Genomic DNA, 16,284 nt, shown 5'->3' with positions numbered 1-16,284 from the left:
GCGCTCCCGATAAGACAAAGAAGTCAGAAAGGCTGAAAATGACACAGCACCGCTTTCGAGGACTGAAGCTCGGCGTTCTCGTCATCCCAACCGCTGCTGCACTTGCACTGACAGGCTGCTCAGGCTCTACCACCGCCGGCAGCGCGGGAGGTTCCAAGGAGTTCTCCTTGACGTTCGCTACCTCCAACACCATTGAGAGCCCGTTCCAGAAGCTTGGCGAGCAGTACATGGCAGCGCACCCGGACGTGAAGATCACGTTCAATGCGCAGCCGAACGATTCCTACGACCAGACCGTCCGCACACAACTGCAAGCCGGCAACGCCTCGGACGTCATTGTGACGTCGCCCGGATCGGGAACAGGCCGAAGCATCCTTCCGCTGGTCGATGCAAACTTCCTGGAACCCCTGGATGATTCGGCCAAGAAGTTGGTTCCAGTGGGCAGTGAAGCCTTGTTCGGCAAGGATGGCAAGGTCTACGGGCAGGCTGCCGAAATGACCGTCGTCGGGCTGGTGACCAACGAGACCGCAGCCAAGGCCTCCGGTGTCTCCGATTTCCCCAGCGACTTCTCGTCCTTGGAAAAGCAGTGCTCCTCGCTGAGTTCTTCCGGCAAGTCATTCTTTGCCCTGGCCGGCTCAGCCGCACCCAACACCGGCCTGATGGCCATGTCCCTGGCGGCCTCCCGGGTTTACGCTGAGGATCCCAAGTGGAACGAAAAGCGTGTGAGTAAGGAAACCACCTTCGCCGACTCCCAAGGCTGGAAGGACGCGCTGCAGGCCGTCGTCAAGCTCAACGAAGCAGGTTGCTTCCAGAAGGGCGCAGCGGGCGCCGGCTTCGACGCCATCACCAAGGGCCTCGCGAGTGGCTCTTCCCTTGCCGGCTTCATCCCTGCTCCTTCGTGGAAGCAGCTCAAGACGGCAGCGGCTAATTCCGACTTTGCAGTCCGCGCGCTTCCGTCCGAGCAGAGCTCCGACAAGGGCTTCGTTTACGCCAGCGCGAACTACTCCTTCTCCATCAATGCCGCTTCCAAGAACAAGGATGCTGCCAAGGCCTTCCTTGATTGGGCTGCCGAACCTGAGCAGACCAAGGCGTTCGCGGAGATTGATGGCGCACTTCCCGTTAGCGGTTTGGACAGCTACGACTACGCATCCGGCGCTTACAAGAACGTCGGGGACCTCATCAAGGACGGCAAGTACGGTCCGCTTCCCAACAGCCAGTGGCCGAACTCCTCTGTCTACGATGCCCTCGCAACGGGTGTTCAGGGTCTCCTGACAGGCCAGAAGTCGGTTGACCAGGTGCTGCAGGCCATGGATGCGGCCTGGGGCTAAGACCAGATAAGAACCCCACCGAAGTTCCGACGACTCAAAGGGACGAGCAAGGATTACCATGACTGCGACGATGCAATCGAAAACCGAAGCAGCTGACGCTTCCCGGCGAGGCAGGCGAAACCCGGGAGCGGCCCGAAAGGTCCGTTCCCGGGGTGGGTCCCTGCAGTTCGGCCACTGGTGGTGGGCGCTCCCCGGGATCGCCCTCGTCATCGCCATCCACTACGTAGCCACCGGAATTGGCGGCTACTTCGCCTTCACCAACTGGACCGGTATCGGCTCCTTCAAAGTGGTTGGCCTGGCAAACTTCGAGGCAATCTTCAAGGATCCGACCAAGCTCGGGGCCTTGCTTAATACCCTCTTCCTGGCCTTTTCCTCCGTATTTATCAGCAACGTTGCCGGCCTCTTCATCGCCTTGGGCCTGAACCGGGTAATAAAGACACGGTACGTACTGCGTACGTTGTTCTTCATGCCCGTGGTCCTCAGCCCGCTGGCAACGGCCTACATCTGGAAGTACATCTTCGATTTCGACGGTCCCATCAATGTCTTCCTCGCCTCGATCGGCGCTGGTGACCTGGCCAAGCCGTGGTTGGCGGACCCGCAATGGGCCATCTGGACAGTACTGATTGTCCTGGTCTGGGGCAGCACCGGTTTCGCCATGGTGATCTTCATGGCAGGCCTGGCGGGCGTTCGCGTAGAAATCGAGGAGGCCGCAGCCATCGACGGCGCCAACATGTGGCAGCGCTTCTGGAACGTCACCCTTCCAGCTATCCGTCCGGCCGTAGCCATCGCATCAACCCTGGGCATTGTTCAGGGGCTCAGGGTCTTCGACCCCATCATGGCGCTCACCGGCGGAGGCCCGGCAGGCGCCACGGAAACCCTTGCCACGCAGGTCTACAAGCAGGCATTTGCGCTCGGCAACTTCGGCGGCGGCGCCGCCCTGGCCCTGGTGCTGGCCGTCATCATCCTGTTCTTCGCCGTAATCCAGCAGCGGCTGACGCGATCGAACCCCGAGGACTAACAATGTTCCGCTACACAAAACTCACCGTTCTCCGCGAAATCGGTCTGTGGGCATTGGCCCTCCTCTTTCTTTCCCCGTTCTACTTCCTGGTGACCACTGCACTGAAGTCCGATGGTGAGATCTACACGACCTCGCCGCTGGCACCGCCGTCGAGCCCTGACTTCAGCAACTTCACCGCCGTCCTGACGGCCCAAGGCAATTCAAATGTGGTGCTTGGCCTGGTGAACAGTGTCATCATCACCACCGGCAGCATCCTTGGCTTGATCGCCCTTGGGTCCATCACTGGGTACGTCATTTCACGGTCAACCCGCCGTTGGAGCAAGGGCGCCTACTACCTGTTCCTGATCGCCATCATCCTGCCAGGCCAGTTGGGGGCGGTTCCCCTGTACATGGGCGCGCGTTCCCTGGGTCTTACGGGCTCGGCCTGGGGCCTGATCGTCCTATACACGGGCATGCTCCTGCCCCTGTCCATCTTCCTGTACTCCAACTTCTTCCGCGGCCTGGGTACGGATTACGAAGAAGCAGCCACCATTGACGGCGCCAGCAAAACGCAGGTGTTCTCCAAAGTAGTTTTCCCGATGATGGCTCCGGCCACGGGCACTGTGACCATCTTCGCCGGACTGATCGTGTGGAACGACTTCTTCACTTCGCTGATCTTCCTGGGTGGCTCCAGCAACCAGACGCTGCCTGTGGCGATGTACTACTTCATCGGCTCCCTGGTCTCGCAGTGGAACTCCATCTTCGCAATCGTGATCGTGTCCATGATTCCCATCCTCGCGTTGTTCCTCTTCGCCCAGAAGCGCTTCATCCAAGGCTTCTCCGGCGGCCTGAAGGGCTAACGGACGCCGTCCACCACCCCATGTTTTAGAAAACACCCCTTACTTCCAGGAGATAACCATGTTTAAACTTGCGCCGAATATCGACCTTTTGTTCGCTGAAGCAGGCGAAAGTGCCGCTGATCGTGTGCGTGCGGCGGCAGCGGCGGGATTCGATGCCGTTGAGATGTGGGGTCCAACGGGCAAGGACATCCCCGCGCTCAAGGCCGCATTGGAGGAGACCGGAGTGCAGCTCACCGCCCAGCTGGCGGAGCCGCGGATGCAGTTCATGATCCCTCCCAAAAACCACGAACCCTTTTACGAGGGGCTCGATGCCGGCGTCGAGGTTGCGCGCCAGCTTGGCTGCCCACGCATTGTGGTTGGAAGCGGAACAGGCTTTGGCGGCCGCAAGCGACAGGACCAACTCGATGAGCTCATCGAGATCTTCACCAAGGGCGTGAACCACATCCAGGGGTCCGGCATCACCTTGGTCCTGGAGCCCGTCAACGTGCGCGTGGACCATCCCGGGGCCCTCCTGGACCGGACGTCGGAGGCAGTCTACATCGCGCGCGGCGTGAATTCGCCCGGGTTCGGAGTCCTGTACGACCTCTACCACTCCACCGTTGAAGGCGAGGATGTGGCCGCGGAACTGGCCAATGCGGGCGACCTCATCAAATACGTTCAAATCGCGGACGCGCCGGGCCGTGGCGAGCCGGGTTCCGGTTCGATCGATTGGAACGCGCGGCTGGGAGACCTGGAGGCCAGCGGTTACAGCGGGCCGATCGGACTCGAATACTACCCAACCATCGATTCCGCGAAGTCCGTCCGACGCATCCAGGAATTGGTGGCCGCCCGGTGAGTCAGCGGTCCTACCCCCCGGCGGTTGACGTTGTAATCGTCGGCAGCGGTCCTACGGCGTCCGCCTATGCGCGAATCCTGAGCGAGGAAGCGCCTGAGGCCACCATCGCAATGTTCGAGGTGGGCCCAACCGTCAGCAATCCTCCGGGCGCACATGTGAAGAACATCGCTGATGAGCATGTTCGCGCCGCCGCGCAGCTTGCTTCCGAAGGCCCGGGCGCGGGCGCGGCGACCGTGAACTCGCCAGGTGCCGTGAAAAGCGGCGAACGCAGGGCGCGGCCAGGAACCTACTTGCTCAGTGAGGGCTATGCCTTCCCCGGCGAGGACGGCATGCCCGTTGCCGCAATGTCCAGCAACGTCGGTGGTATGGGGGCGCACTGGACTGCGGCGTGCCCCCGCCCTTCAGGCAAGGAGCGCATCAGCTTCATTCAGGACATGGACGGATTGCTGGACGACGCCGAGCGTCTCCTGGGCGTCACGACCCACGCCTTTGACGGCGCTCCCTTCTCGGATCTCGTCCGCGGGCGGTTGGCGGCTGTTGTCGACGAGGGACGTGAGCCCGCCCTGCGCGTCCAGCCCATGCCCCTTGCGGTCCACCGCGAAGCCGACGGCCGACTCATGTGGTCAGGTGCCGACGTCGTCATGGGCGAGGCAACCCGGCAGAATCCGCGCTTTGAACTCTTCGACGAGTCGCTGGTCACCAAAGTAATGCTCGACGGCGGCAGGGTTGCGGGCGTCGAAGTCCAGGACCGCCGGACTGGCGGGAGCCATACGGTCGCGGCGCGCTTCGTGGTGGTTGCGGCGGATGCGCTGCGGACCCCTCAGCTGCTCTGGGCTTCGGGTATCCGGCCGAAGGCACTGGGCCGCTACCTCAATGATCAACCGCAGGTGGTATTTGCCAGTCGACTGGAAGGCGTCACGGCCCCAGCGCAGGAGGAAGCGCCGCGGGAGGAAGCGGCGCCGGAGGAAGCGGCGCAAGGCCGCGGCGGGCTCACGCAGCAAAGCGGCGTGGCCTGGGTTCCGTACACCGATGATGTCCCTTTCCACGGCCAGATTATGCAGTTGGATGCCTCGCCGGTGCCATTGGCTGACGACGATCCCGTGGTGCCCGGTTCGATCGTTGGCCTGGGGCTGTTCTGCGCCAAGGATCTACAGCGCGAGGATCGCGTGGCCTTTGATGATGACGTCCGGGACGCTTACGGAATGCCGGCCATGCGCATCCATTACCGCCTGACGGCGCGCGATCATGAGGTGATCGAGCGGGCAAAGGCGGAGATTGTGCGGCTTGGGAAGGCAGTGGGACGTCCCTTGGACGAACGTCCCTTCGCGCTGCCACCGGGCGCATCACTGCACTATCAGGGCTCGACGCGCATGGGCCGTGCAGACGACGGGGAAAGTGTTTGCTCTCCGGATAGCGAAGTCTGGGGAGCCGCGGGGCTTTTCGTTGCCGGCAACGGGGTTATTCCTACTGCGACGGCCTGTAATCCAACGCTGACCGCTGTCGCCCTTGCCGTGCGTGGAGCCCGCAAAATCGCAGAAGAGCTGGACAACTCTTTACTTATGTCAGAATCAGACAATAGAATTACTAAATAAGGAAGAAGTCGCTGCGGAAGCCTCAAGCCCCGCAGCAAGACAAGGAGATCCCATGATTGCCGACCGCATGATCGAGCAGGGAACGCTCACCACTGAAGGCGACCGAACCGCCGTCGAAGTCCGTATCCCGTGGTACCGGGCCCTGCCGGGTTCCTGCATTGCCGGGGCCGCGCTCACCATCGACGGTGTGGCCGCTCCCGAGGAGTCGTTGCGCTGGACCATGAACAACCGCACCTTCAGCTTTGGCGAGCTGGTGGAGGAGACGGATGAGTGGTGGTTTCCGCTGGATTCGGCAGTTCTTTCTGGCGAGCTGCCCCTGACGGATCCGGAGGCGGACCACGAAGTACGGGTGGACCTCAAGCTCTACATCCCCTACATCACCACTGACCACGGCGTGTTGCACATCGAAGAGAACGACACCAAGACCATGAAGGTAGGACAGCGATGACCGGCCTCGGCACTCCCATTCAGGGCGTTACCCTTTACAGCTTCACCCGCGCTTTCCATAGCCGGCAGTACGACCTTGACGGCCTGATCCGCAAGGTAGCTGCAGAGGGTTTTGGGCCAGGTCTTGAAATCATTGGATTCTCAAGCCTGCGGGGCTTCCCGGACCGGATCGATGACTCGTTCGTAGGCCGCTTCCGTGATCTCGTTTCCGAAGTGGAACTGCTTCCCACCTCACTGGCCGTCAACGTTGACACGGGCATCCGCAGGGACCGCCTCATGAACCACGACGAGCTTGTGGAGTACATGCGCAAGCAAATCGAGGTCGCCTCCAGGCTGGGCTTCCCGATCGCCCGCGTCCAAATCTCCCTGACGCCCGATGCCATGGAAAGCCTGTTGCCGGTGGCCGAAAAGTACGGTGTCACCCTGGCGCTTGAAGTCCACGCACACCAGCACGGTGCCCACGAACTGATCCTTGCGTTGCGCGACCGCTTCGACAAGTTGGGCTCCCCGCTCCTTGGCTTCACGGCCGACTGGGGTGCCACGGTCAGCGGCTTCGCGCCGTCGCTCCTTGAGGCCTACCGGCGCCGGGGCGCCTCCGAAGAGCTGCTCCAGCAGGTTGTGGCCATGTGGAACGGCTTCTACGCAGAAGGCCCACCCACCACCGAGAAGGCCCACGGCGAACGTTTCGGAGCCTTCATTGGCCTGGCCGCCCGCAACGGTCGTCCGGACCTGGGCATCGACTTCGCGATCAATGGAACCGGCCTCTTTGGCCCGGCCCCCATTGATACCTGGCTGGAAATCATGCCGTTCGTCCGCCACGTGCACGGCAAGTTCTTCGGCATCGACGAGAACGGCGAGGAACCTTCCGTTCCCGTCCGCGACCTCGTCCGCCTGCTCGTCGAGAACGGCTACTCCGGCGCGATTTCCAGCGAATACGAGGGGTGGCACTGGAACAACTGGCAGGACCCCTTCGAGATCATCCGTGGCGAACAGGCCATCCAGCGTTCAGCCGCTGCCAACGCCGGTTCGAGGATCATCACGGATCCTGCCGAAGCCCGCAGCATCCTCAACAGCCACCTCACCCAGCCGGTCCTCGGCTGATAAGAACGGATAACCACCATGTCTACAGGCATCGCAGGCTCGGGCATCGAGCTTGGCATCACCCTCTACTCACTGACCTCTGAATTTGCAGCAGGCCTTTACACTCCCGAGACGCTCATCAAGGCCGTGGCCGACGAAGGGCTCGGTCCCGGCGTCGAATTCAATATCGCGCAGATGCTGCGCACCTACCCTGATGTCGACGACGACTTCGTCAAGCTCTGGCGCGACAGCATGGACAGGTACGGGCTGACCCCCAGCGCTGTGGGAACCAACCTGGACATGGGCCGCCGCAAGGACCGGGACATGACTCCCGACGAGGAATTCGACTTCTTTGCGCGTCAGCTGAAGACCGCGAACACGCTCGGCTTCCACAGGATCGTCATCCGTTCGGCAGGCAAGGAACTGCTGCGCCGACTGCTGCCCCTCGCTGAGAAGTACGACCAGAAGCTCGGCTACGAAATCCACGCACCCCAGGGTCCGAACGATCCCAAGATCCTCCAGATCCGGGAGATGTACGACGAACTCGGCAGCGACCGCCTTGGTTTCACGGCTGACTTCAGTTCGACCATGCACAGCCTGTCGCCCACGCTGTTCCGGACGCTCACGCAAATGGGGCTGCCGGAAGAGCACTTCGCAGTCATGCAGGACATCTGGCGAAAGCCGCTGCCGATGCAGGAACGCAACCAGGAATTCGAGGACTACCTCCGCTCCAACAACTTCGATCCCGCAAACCTGGGGCCGTTCACCCGCCTGGCGTTCAACATGCATGGCCTGGTGGCACCCGAGGAATGGCTGGACATCATGCCGCAAATGTTCCACGTGCACGCCAAGTTCTACGACATTGACGAGAACGGCAATGAGCCGGCCATGGACATTCCGCGCATTGTCCGCCAGTTCGTCAAGGGCGGCTACAGAGGCTTCCTGTCCAGCGAATGGGAGGGCCACGCCTTTGCCGACCTCGGCGAATCGGACCCGATCGACCTTGTCAAGAAGCAGCACGCACTCATGCGGCGCGCCATTGAAGACTCCGTAGTACCGGCCTAGGGAGGCATCCATGCCAGCAATCGATACGGACCTCAGCGCGGAGATCCAGCAGCTCCGGATGGAACTGCAGGAAGCCCGGCGCTTGGCACGCCGCGCGAACGACCGCGGCGAGATCGAGAACCTCTTCAACCGCTACATGTACCTGCACAACGCATTCCAGGACGAGCAGATCATTCCCCTGTGGGTAAAGCCGGGAACTCCCGGAATCCGCGCCAGGTACACCAACGCGGGCCAGTACACGGACTACGAAAGTGTCATCCGCTACCACCGGAACCGCCCGAATCCCGTAGGAAAGCTGATCCTGCACTACACCACAACCCCGGTCATCGAAGTCGCGGGCGACGGCGAAACCGCCAAGGGCGTATGGATCATGACCGGCAACGAATCCGGGCTGACGGATCCCGAGGTGGCAAAGGAAAGTCCGGACTACATGTACTCGCCAGGCGAAGTACAAGGCAAGAAGGTCTGGGCCCACTGGGTTTGGTGCAAGTACGCCGTGGACTTCCTCCGCCAGGACGGTGAATGGAAGATCTGGAAGTTCCGCTGCTACGAACTCCTGCGGGCGCCCTTCGAAGAAAACTGGATCAGCTTCGCGGAAAAGAACCAGCACGCCTTCGCCCTGGACCTTATGTACTTCGGCGACGACGGCAAACCCGTTTTCATGCCGCCTGCGGACGAGCCGGTGCCAGCCGAGTACCACCCGTACAACCCATCGGCCAGGCAGACACTGGAGCCGCAGCCGCCCATACCCCACCCAACCTTCACCGAGACTTTTGAGTAAGGATCATCATGGCAACCCACAACTCCCTTTTCCAGGACGCTGACGTCCGCCGGCACCCCGAGGGTATCTCTGTCTCCGTGCAGTTGCCTTGGTACCGCAGCTTGTGGCTCTCCGCCGTCGACGACGTCGCAGCCACGGTCAACGGCGTGGAAATCCCCAAGTCTGCGCTGCGGTTCGAGCTGCAGGGACACTCATATTCGATCGAGGAACTCCCGGACCAGTGGGAGACCCTTTGGTTCGTCGCTGACAAGCCGGACATCATCATCCCCATGGATCGCGTGCCCGACTCCGGTGAGGAGATCGACGTCGAGGTTACCCTCACCCTGCGCCTGCTTTACATGCAGATCGCACCCATGCACTACGTGGGCAACCGCGTGGCGGTAGAGCGCAAGGTTGTGCTCGCATGACAAGCCTGCGGGTGGCCATGATCGGGTACGGGTTCATGGGAGCAGCCCACTCACAAGGCTGGCGAACGGCTCCCCGGGTTTTCGACCTTCCGGCCGACGCCGAGATGGCCGTGATCGTGGGCCGTGATGCCGCCGCCGTAGCAAAAGCCGCCAGTAAATGGGGCTGGGCCGAATCGGCAACGGACTGGCGCGAGGTCATCGCGCGCGACGACATCGACGTCGTGGACATCGTGACGCCCGGCGATTCACATGCGGAGATCGCCATTGCCGCGTTGGATGCAGGCAAGCATGTCCTGTGCGAGAAGCCCCTGGCCAACACCGTGGCCGAAGCAGAGACGATGGCTGCGGCTGCTGACCGTGCCGCTGCGCGGGGTGTGAAGGCCATGGTGGGTTTCACGTACCGTCGGGTTCCGGCCGTGACGTTCCTGCGTCAGCTCATCGCCGAGGGCGTGGTGGGCCGGATCGCGCACGTCCGTGCCTCGTACCGCCAGGACTGGCTGGTGGATCCGGACATGCCGTTGGCATGGCGGCTCCAGAAAGAGCACGCGGGTTCCGGCGCGTTGGGGGACATCGGAGCCCACGCCATTGACTTGGTGGAGTTCGTCACCGGCATGGACGTGGAACAGGTATCCGGTGTGCTGGACACGATCGTCAAACAGAGGCCGCTGCTTGGCAGCGGATCGGGGCTCTCCGGAAAGGCCGCTGCCGGCTACGGGCAAGTCACCGTGGATGACATCGCCATCTTCACGGGCCGCTTGGCGTCCGGGGCGCTTGCCTCCTTCGAGGCCACGCGTTTTGCGACCGGGCGAAAGAATGCGCTCGCGATTGAGATTTCCGGGGACAAGGGTGCTTTGGCTTTCGACCTCGAAGACCTGAACAGCATCCAGTTCTACGATCGGACCGCCCCTGCCGACCAGCAGGGATTCCGGAAGATTCTGGTCACCGAACCCGTGCACCCCTACGTGGCAGCCTGGTGGCCGGCCGGACACATGTTGGGCTACGAGCATGGCTTCTCACACCAGGTCAAGGACCTGGTGGAGGGCATTGTCCGGAACACGGACCCGCACCCCACATTTGCCGATGGCCTGCGGGTCCAGCGTGTACTGGACGCCGTGGAACGCAGCTCCAACAACGATTCTGCATGGACCCGCGTCGCCGCCGACGTTCCGGTCCAGGCGTAGGTCCCAGGCGTAGGAAGGACGAAAGACATGGCACGACCAATCACCCTGTTCACTGGGCAGTGGGCGGATTTGCCGTTCGAAGAGGTCGCCCGGCTCGCTGGAGAGTGGGGCTATGACGGGCTTGAAATCGCGTGCTGGGGCGACCACCTTGACCCGTGGCGATGGGACGACGACGCCTACGTCCAGGACAAGCTCGACATCCTGGAACGCAATGGCCTGAAGGTATGGACCATCGCCAACCATCTCAAGGGACAAGCGGTCTGCGACGATCCAATCGACCAGCGGCACCGGGACATCCTCCCGGATGTCGTGTGGGGCGACGGTGATCCTGAAGGCGTGCGACGCCGTGCTGCCGAGGAAATGAAGAACACGGCCCGGCTGGCCGCCAAGCTTGGCGTCAAGACGGTCACGGGTTTTACGGGCTCGTCTATTTGGAAGTACGTGGCCATGTTCCCGCCGGCCAGTGAAAAGATGATCGACGCCGGATACCAGGACTTCGCGGACAGGTGGAACCCCATCCTGGACGTCTTCGACGAGGTGGGTGTTCGCTTCGCCCATGAAGTGCATCCGTCCGAGATCGCCTACGACTACTGGACCACGCAGAGGACCTTGGAGGCGATCGGCCACCGGGAGTCCTTCGGCCTGAACTGGGACCCCAGCCACATGGTCTGGCAGGACATCGACCCCGTCGGATTCCTTTGGGACTTCCGCGATCGCGTCTACCACGTGCACTGCAAGGACACGAAGAAGCGCCTCGGCAACGGCCGGAATGGCCGGCTGTCCTCGCACCTGCCCTGGGCCGATCCTCGTCGGGGTTGGGATTTCATCTCAACAGGCCACGGAGATGTTCCCTGGGAGGACGCCTTCCGGATGCTGAACGCCATTGATTACAAAGGCCCGTTGTCCGTCGAATGGGAAGACGCCGGAATGGATCGCCTGGTCGGTGCCCCCGAGGCGCTGGGCTTCGTCAGGAAGCTCTCCTCCTATGAGCAGTCCGCTGCGGCTTTCGACGCCGCTTTCAGCACCAAGTAAGGGACCACCATGCGGTCGCGTGTGTGGCCGCGCAGCCCCAGGCAGGAGTGTGACCGTAAGGATCCCGGTGCGCGTATCACCGTGTTCACCTAGTGGGAGACGTTCAGGGTGACGGTGGTTCCCTTGCCCGGCCTGCTTTCCAGGTTTATTTTTCCGCCGTGTGCTTCAACGATGGCTTTGCTGATTGATAGTCCCAGGCCGGCGCCGGGGATGGCGGTCTTCATGGCTTGGTCGGATCGGAAGAATTTGGTGAATGCCTGCCGTTGTTCTTCTGCAGTCATGCCGATGCCTTGGTCGCTGATGGAACAGATGAATCCGCCGTTCTGCCTTCTCAGGGAAACCGTGACTTCACTGCCGTGCGGTGAGAATTTGATGGCGTTCGAGAGCAGTTGCTCGATGGCCCTGGTGAACTGCCCGGGATCAACCTCAGCCTCGAGGTCGGCGTCGATGTCGTCATGGATGATGATGCCCTTGGCCGATGCTTCCTGCTGTGCCGATCGGGCCGCTGCGCCCATCAAGTCGGAGAGGTTGGCCGGCCGGCGACGGATCTCAAGGTCCTCGGACGCCACCAGCAGGAGGTCGTTTATCAGGGTCAGCAGGCGTTGGGCGTTTCGCTCGATCACCTGTAGGTACCCCGGGTTCGGGTCATTTCCCAGAAGCTCAAGGAAGCCGAGCATGGATGTCAGAGGGGTTCGAAGTTCGTGGGAGACGGTTGCCACGAACTTGTCCTTCGATTCAAGCGCGGATACCAGCGTCGTGACGTCGGTGAAGGCCAGAACCGAACCCTTCAGCTGGCCATCGTCGTCATGAAATTGTCTTGCCGCGACCGAGAAGACCAGCTGCTCGTCTTCCTGGCCCACACGGATCAGCTTGTTGGTAAAACTGCGCCCGGACAGGGCAAGCCCTGCTGGGCTATCGGACAGTTGCGTTATGTCATCCGTAGCAGTGAATGGGTTGTGGCCGGGAATCTGTTGGGCGGCTTTCCGGTCCGCGCGAAGACGGTGATTGGTAAGGATGTCGTTGCCGCCGGCGTCGATCGCCCACACGCCGACGTTCACCGTTTCCAGGACGGCATCAAGAAGTTGCTGATGGTCCTGTGTGGCCTTGTGCAGGCGGACAAGCTCCCTGTCCTTCAGGTCTTGCATGTTCCTGTGCTTGACTACGACACCTGCCACCAGATGGGCTGTCACGGCGAACCCGGCCAGGATGACAGGAACAACAATCATCCGGATGAGTTCGGTTTGCTCCACCACGTGTCCAAGCACGTACGGGGAGGCGATGATTCCGCAGAAGGGACCGGCGATAGCCAGGACAAGGCGTGTCCGGCTCGCGCTTAGGGAAAGCCAAATGACCGGGAACACTATGAGCAGCGTTACGACACTCAGGACGGGGCCGCCGACCTCGCGGGTGAGTGCCAGAACGACGAAATCCACTAACGGTATGAGCACAAAAGTCCCGGGCGGAAGCCGGTTCCAGGGAACAGCAAGGCAGGCAACGAGCATCAGCAGATGAACCACCAGCATGAGCTGAAAGGCAGTGTCAGTCATCGTTTCGGGACTGAAAAGAATGGCGAAGACGACGATCAGGCCCATGGCCAGCGTCACCGGCAGTTGGCACAGGGCGACGGCCCTGCGTCGGCCGATTCTGTCGAAGAAGTCATCCAATGGCATAAAAACGGACGTGTCCTGCATAATCGCTAGCCCTCTCCCCAGAAGCCGCCCACAAGTACAGGCTTGATGTCGATAGCCACAGCATAGTCAGGAGATGTAGCGGCGGAAGCGGAAGTGCAGGATTCAGCGTGTAAACCGCTGCTTCAACCCGATGAAACTGCATGGCTAGGTGGTTCCCCCTTTCTTGCACTTATAAGTGCAAGTGGCTTAGTGTTAGGGAATATTAGGGAATGTACGCCGAGGGAGGCGAAATGTCCGCCTTATTGGATCGGACCGAGAAAACCGTCGTAACCACGACTAAGCAGGAGAGCGAACAAGCACGCCAGCTCACCGAAAGATTACGTTCTACCGCAACCCGGAAGTCAGTCAGATTTGCCGTAGAGGATACCGCGGGCGAGTCCGCACAGGTACCGCCGGAGCTTGCTGCTCTCCTTCGTAAGGTTGTCGAGGTGATCGGACGCGGTGGAACAGTAACCATCGGGACCCTGCCCAAGGAACTGACGACTACTACAGCCGCAAAGATGCTCGGCGTCTCGCGCCCCACGCTCATGCAGCTTGTGCGTAACAACGAATTGCCCTCCCACAAGGTTGGTTCGCATACGCGCATTCTCGCTGAGGACGTTCAGAAATACGTAGAAGCCAGGGCTAAAGTGCGCAGGCAAGGCCTTGATGAGCTTCGAGCATTCGAGGACGAGCTTGACCTGGAGGACTAAGCCGGAAGGGTGACCGTCGAGACTGTAGGGTTCAGTTATGAGCCCGGCGGTCACCATCGTCCTTCTGGACGCCAACATCCTCTACTCCAGAACCCTCCGTGATTGGATAGCCCTTCTTCAGATTGAAGCACCCGGCCTCTTCAGCGTGTCTTGGACGGAGGACATCATGGCTGAGACTCTCTACAACCTTCGTAAGAAGCATCCTTTATGGGCTGATGAGCAGATTGGCGGCATGCGCCGTCGGCTGGAGAAGACTTTCACCGGTGGGCAGATCGCCGGTTATGAGATCGACGCCACCTTGCACTATCCCGATGTTTGCGATGCCCACGTTCACGCAGCCGCCGTTCACGGTGGGGTCGATATTGTTGTCACTGCCAACGCAAAAGACTTTCCGGACAGCGACGATCTTCCATATGAGATCTACCATCCCGACGATTTCTTGGTCCTGGTAGATGACGGAGCGCCTACCGCCGTTCGATCAGTGACCGAGCAGCAGCTTGTCTACTTCCATGGAAGAGCTTCTGCTGGTGATGGTGTGGATCTGCCACATCGGCTCAAAAATGCTGATGCGCCGGAGTTTGCCACCCGCGTCCGGAAACATTTGCAGCGTATAAACATGAGCATTCTGAGTGCGTCGGATGCTGGTGAGGACTTAGTCAAAGCCCAAGGTCGCTAGAAGCACAGTCCGGAACGACTGGAGTTCCGTGTCCGTTCAGGATTCGGCCAGTGTATTGAGGCTGGTCATGAGATCGCGGTTCGCAGTCAGGGCGGCGTTCGCGGTCGCGGTGGCCGCGCCTGTGCCCAACGCGTCCTTGGCAAGCTCCAGATGCCGTCTGGTCATGACCGTGGGATCGTCCTGAAGCCATTCGTGACCTCCCCATTCGCTGGTGAGCGTGCCCGCAAAGCCTTCCTCACCCAGGAGCCGGCCGAGTTGCTGAAGCGGCCGGGACACCCGCCCGTCAGTATCCTGGAGGTCCCAGAATTTCAGGTGGAACGCGCCTACGAGCGGCAGGATTCCCTTGAGTTCCGATGCGTCACTGCGTCCAAAACGGATCACCAGGTTCATGAAGAGGGTGTGGATCGCGGGTGGAACCACATCTGAGCGCAGTGCCGTAACGACGGCGTCGTGGGTCGCCGGGTCTTTCCAATCGGTCTCCAGCCGTGCAAGTAGGTCCGCTGCCATACCGGCCTTTGCCAGTTCCTCTAGATAGGTCACCGGGAGCGCAGGCATCAACATGCTGATGTCCACCAGGACCCGGATCCGATCGTCGTCCAGGGACGAGATGTGGTCCAGGGCAGGCAGCACCTGGGGATTCCGCGGGTGCTGTTGGCCTTGGATTTCCTCGAAGAGAACAAGATCGAGGTCGTGCAGCAGTGGTTGGACCAGTTTGAGCAGTTCCGGTCCGGCCTGTCCGATCGGGAGCCGGACCCCTGTTGCCCCCACGCGCTGGGCTGCCTTGAGTTGGGGTACCAGGAACTCCAGCCGCTGGGCGGTGGTGCGGCGTACCGTCGTCGTCAAGTAGTCATCTAGACTGCAGCCGACGATGCTCACGCTGCCACCCGCTGCTTCCATGGCGCTGCGGAAGGCGCCGACTTCCTGGTCCTGTGGGGCAGGAAACGTCCGCCACAACAGCCCGGGTTCCAGTTCCACAACTGTGGCGATCCCTGCTTTGGCAATGCCGGTGACGATCTCGGCGCTGGTCTTTTCGGATGCGATGATTTCCGGCGTCCAGTTGAAGGCGCTGGCAGCCAACGTCCATCCCGAAGATAAGAGGGTTTCCATGGGGAGTCTTTCCATATAAGTATCTTAATGACAAACTTATGTCACTTTCAGACAAAGGAGCTTGTGATGTTGAAGAACGCCCTGCGCGAGGATGCCTTGAGCTTTGGTCCGGATGGATTTGAGCTTCGGTTGGGCCTTCCATGGATTCGTTCAATGCCGCTGTCCTCTATCCGGGGCCTTTCCGTCTCCGTGGATGGCTGGTCTCCGGCGGAAGGGGAGTTGCGGGTCAGGTTGGGTCAACGGGCCATCCCCGCGGATGCCTTGGCGGGAGAGTCTTGTTGGTGGTTCATTCAGGACCGCCTGGTGATCCTGTTCCCGGTCAACCGGTTCCGTGATCGCAGTGGCAACGTGCGGAAAGTGTCCGTGGACTTCGAGTTGATCGTTCCGTACCTGCGTGGTGGGGCAGATGGGCCGCTGGTCCTGCCCTTCCACTTGGAAGCGATGTTGCAGGCCTCGCAGGTGGTCCCGCGGGGAGTCTCGCTCGACGTCGCCTAGAAAGCGGATTTACGGGCGGGA

Annotated in this window: 17 protein-coding genes; 15 read left to right on the top strand and 2 right to left on the bottom strand. The window is 61.2% G+C overall.

Features of this window, described 5'->3' with window-relative positions; genetic code table 11:
* Positions 1-38 precede the first annotated feature (38 nt).
* From AC6I97_RS21975 to AC6I97_RS21920, 12 genes are read left to right on the top strand one after another with little or no spacing between them, the layout of a single operon-like run.
* The gene (locus AC6I97_RS21975) at positions 39-1,325 is read left to right on the top strand and encodes an ABC transporter substrate-binding protein (protein ID WP_224094043.1); all 1,287 of its coding nucleotides are present in this window, start codon (positions 39-41) and stop codon (positions 1,323-1,325) included.
* A gap of 58 nt (positions 1,326-1,383) precedes the next feature.
* Positions 1,384-2,343: a carbohydrate ABC transporter permease gene (locus AC6I97_RS21970; protein ID WP_497946785.1), complete on the top strand. Its 960-nt coding sequence runs from the start codon at positions 1,384-1,386 to the stop codon at positions 2,341-2,343.
* A gap of 2 nt (positions 2,344-2,345) precedes the next feature.
* Entirely contained in the window at positions 2,346-3,182 is an 837-nt protein-coding gene (locus AC6I97_RS21965; protein ID WP_224094046.1) for a carbohydrate ABC transporter permease, read from the top strand.
* A gap of 58 nt (positions 3,183-3,240) precedes the next feature.
* Positions 3,241-4,017, top strand: a complete 777-nt coding sequence (locus tag AC6I97_RS21960) for a TIM barrel protein (protein ID WP_224094047.1) — start codon at positions 3,241-3,243, stop codon at positions 4,015-4,017.
* Positions 4,014-5,609, top strand: coding sequence for a c-glycoside 3-oxidase CarA (carA, locus tag AC6I97_RS21955; protein WP_497946784.1), 1,596 nt, complete (start codon positions 4,014-4,016; stop codon positions 5,607-5,609). The genes AC6I97_RS21960 and carA overlap by 4 nt, the downstream gene beginning before the upstream one ends.
* A 52-nt stretch (positions 5,610-5,661) precedes the next feature.
* Positions 5,662-6,057 (top strand): C-glycoside deglycosidase beta subunit domain-containing protein, encoded by a 396-nt coding sequence (locus tag AC6I97_RS21950; protein ID WP_224094049.1) that lies wholly within the window; start codon positions 5,662-5,664, stop codon positions 6,055-6,057.
* Positions 6,054-7,157, top strand: a complete 1,104-nt coding sequence (locus AC6I97_RS21945; RefSeq protein ID WP_224166253.1) for a sugar phosphate isomerase/epimerase family protein — start codon at positions 6,054-6,056, stop codon at positions 7,155-7,157. The genes AC6I97_RS21950 and AC6I97_RS21945 overlap by 4 nt, the downstream gene beginning before the upstream one ends.
* A gap of 18 nt (positions 7,158-7,175) precedes the next feature.
* Entirely contained in the window at positions 7,176-8,201 is a 1,026-nt protein-coding gene (locus AC6I97_RS21940) for a sugar phosphate isomerase/epimerase family protein (RefSeq protein ID WP_497946783.1), read from the top strand.
* A gap of 10 nt (positions 8,202-8,211) precedes the next feature.
* On the top strand, positions 8,212-8,982 hold the full coding sequence (locus AC6I97_RS21935) for a nuclear transport factor 2 family protein (RefSeq protein WP_224094053.1): 771 nt from the start codon (positions 8,212-8,214) through the stop codon (positions 8,980-8,982).
* 8 nt (positions 8,983-8,990) lie between these two features.
* On the top strand, positions 8,991-9,389 hold the full coding sequence (locus AC6I97_RS21930; protein ID WP_497946782.1) for a C-glycoside deglycosidase beta subunit domain-containing protein: 399 nt from the start codon (positions 8,991-8,993) through the stop codon (positions 9,387-9,389).
* Positions 9,386-10,570: a Gfo/Idh/MocA family protein gene (locus AC6I97_RS21925; protein ID WP_497946781.1), complete on the top strand. Its 1,185-nt coding sequence runs from the start codon at positions 9,386-9,388 to the stop codon at positions 10,568-10,570. The genes AC6I97_RS21930 and AC6I97_RS21925 overlap by 4 nt, the downstream gene beginning before the upstream one ends.
* 27 nt (positions 10,571-10,597) lie before the next feature.
* Entirely contained in the window at positions 10,598-11,602 is a 1,005-nt protein-coding gene (locus tag AC6I97_RS21920) for a sugar phosphate isomerase/epimerase family protein (protein ID WP_497946780.1), read from the top strand.
* A gap of 89 nt (positions 11,603-11,691) precedes the next feature.
* On the opposite strand, the gene AC6I97_RS21915 is transcribed toward AC6I97_RS21920, so the two are convergent.
* Entirely contained in the window at positions 11,692-13,272 is a 1,581-nt protein-coding gene (locus tag AC6I97_RS21915; RefSeq protein ID WP_497946779.1) for a sensor histidine kinase, read from the bottom strand.
* A 251-nt stretch (positions 13,273-13,523) separates the two neighbouring features.
* On the opposite strand from AC6I97_RS21915, the gene AC6I97_RS21910 reads away from it, so the two are divergent.
* Together AC6I97_RS21910 and AC6I97_RS21905 are read left to right on the top strand one after the other, a co-directional pair.
* Positions 13,524-13,985: a helix-turn-helix domain-containing protein gene (locus AC6I97_RS21910; RefSeq protein ID WP_497946778.1), complete on the top strand. Its 462-nt coding sequence runs from the start codon at positions 13,524-13,526 to the stop codon at positions 13,983-13,985.
* 37 nt (positions 13,986-14,022) lie between these two features.
* Entirely contained in the window at positions 14,023-14,661 is a 639-nt protein-coding gene (locus AC6I97_RS21905) for a PIN domain-containing protein (protein ID WP_497946777.1), read from the top strand.
* Between the two features lie 36 nt (positions 14,662-14,697).
* On the opposite strand, the gene AC6I97_RS21900 is transcribed toward AC6I97_RS21905, so the two are convergent.
* Entirely contained in the window at positions 14,698-15,768 is a 1,071-nt protein-coding gene (locus AC6I97_RS21900) for an apurinic/apyrimidinic endonuclease family protein (protein WP_497946776.1), read from the bottom strand.
* Positions 15,769-15,834: 66 nt separating this feature from the next.
* Here AC6I97_RS21900 and AC6I97_RS21895 point away from each other — a divergent pair, with 66 nt between their 5' ends.
* The gene (locus AC6I97_RS21895) at positions 15,835-16,263 is read left to right on the top strand and encodes a hypothetical protein (RefSeq protein WP_497946775.1); all 429 of its coding nucleotides are present in this window, start codon (positions 15,835-15,837) and stop codon (positions 16,261-16,263) included.
* Positions 16,264-16,284 lie beyond the last annotated feature (21 nt).

This window comes from Arthrobacter sp. TmtSoilC48, from assembly GCF_059739425.1.
Note: the sequence above shows the minus strand (reverse complement) of the source record. Positions and strands in the feature narration are given on the sequence as shown.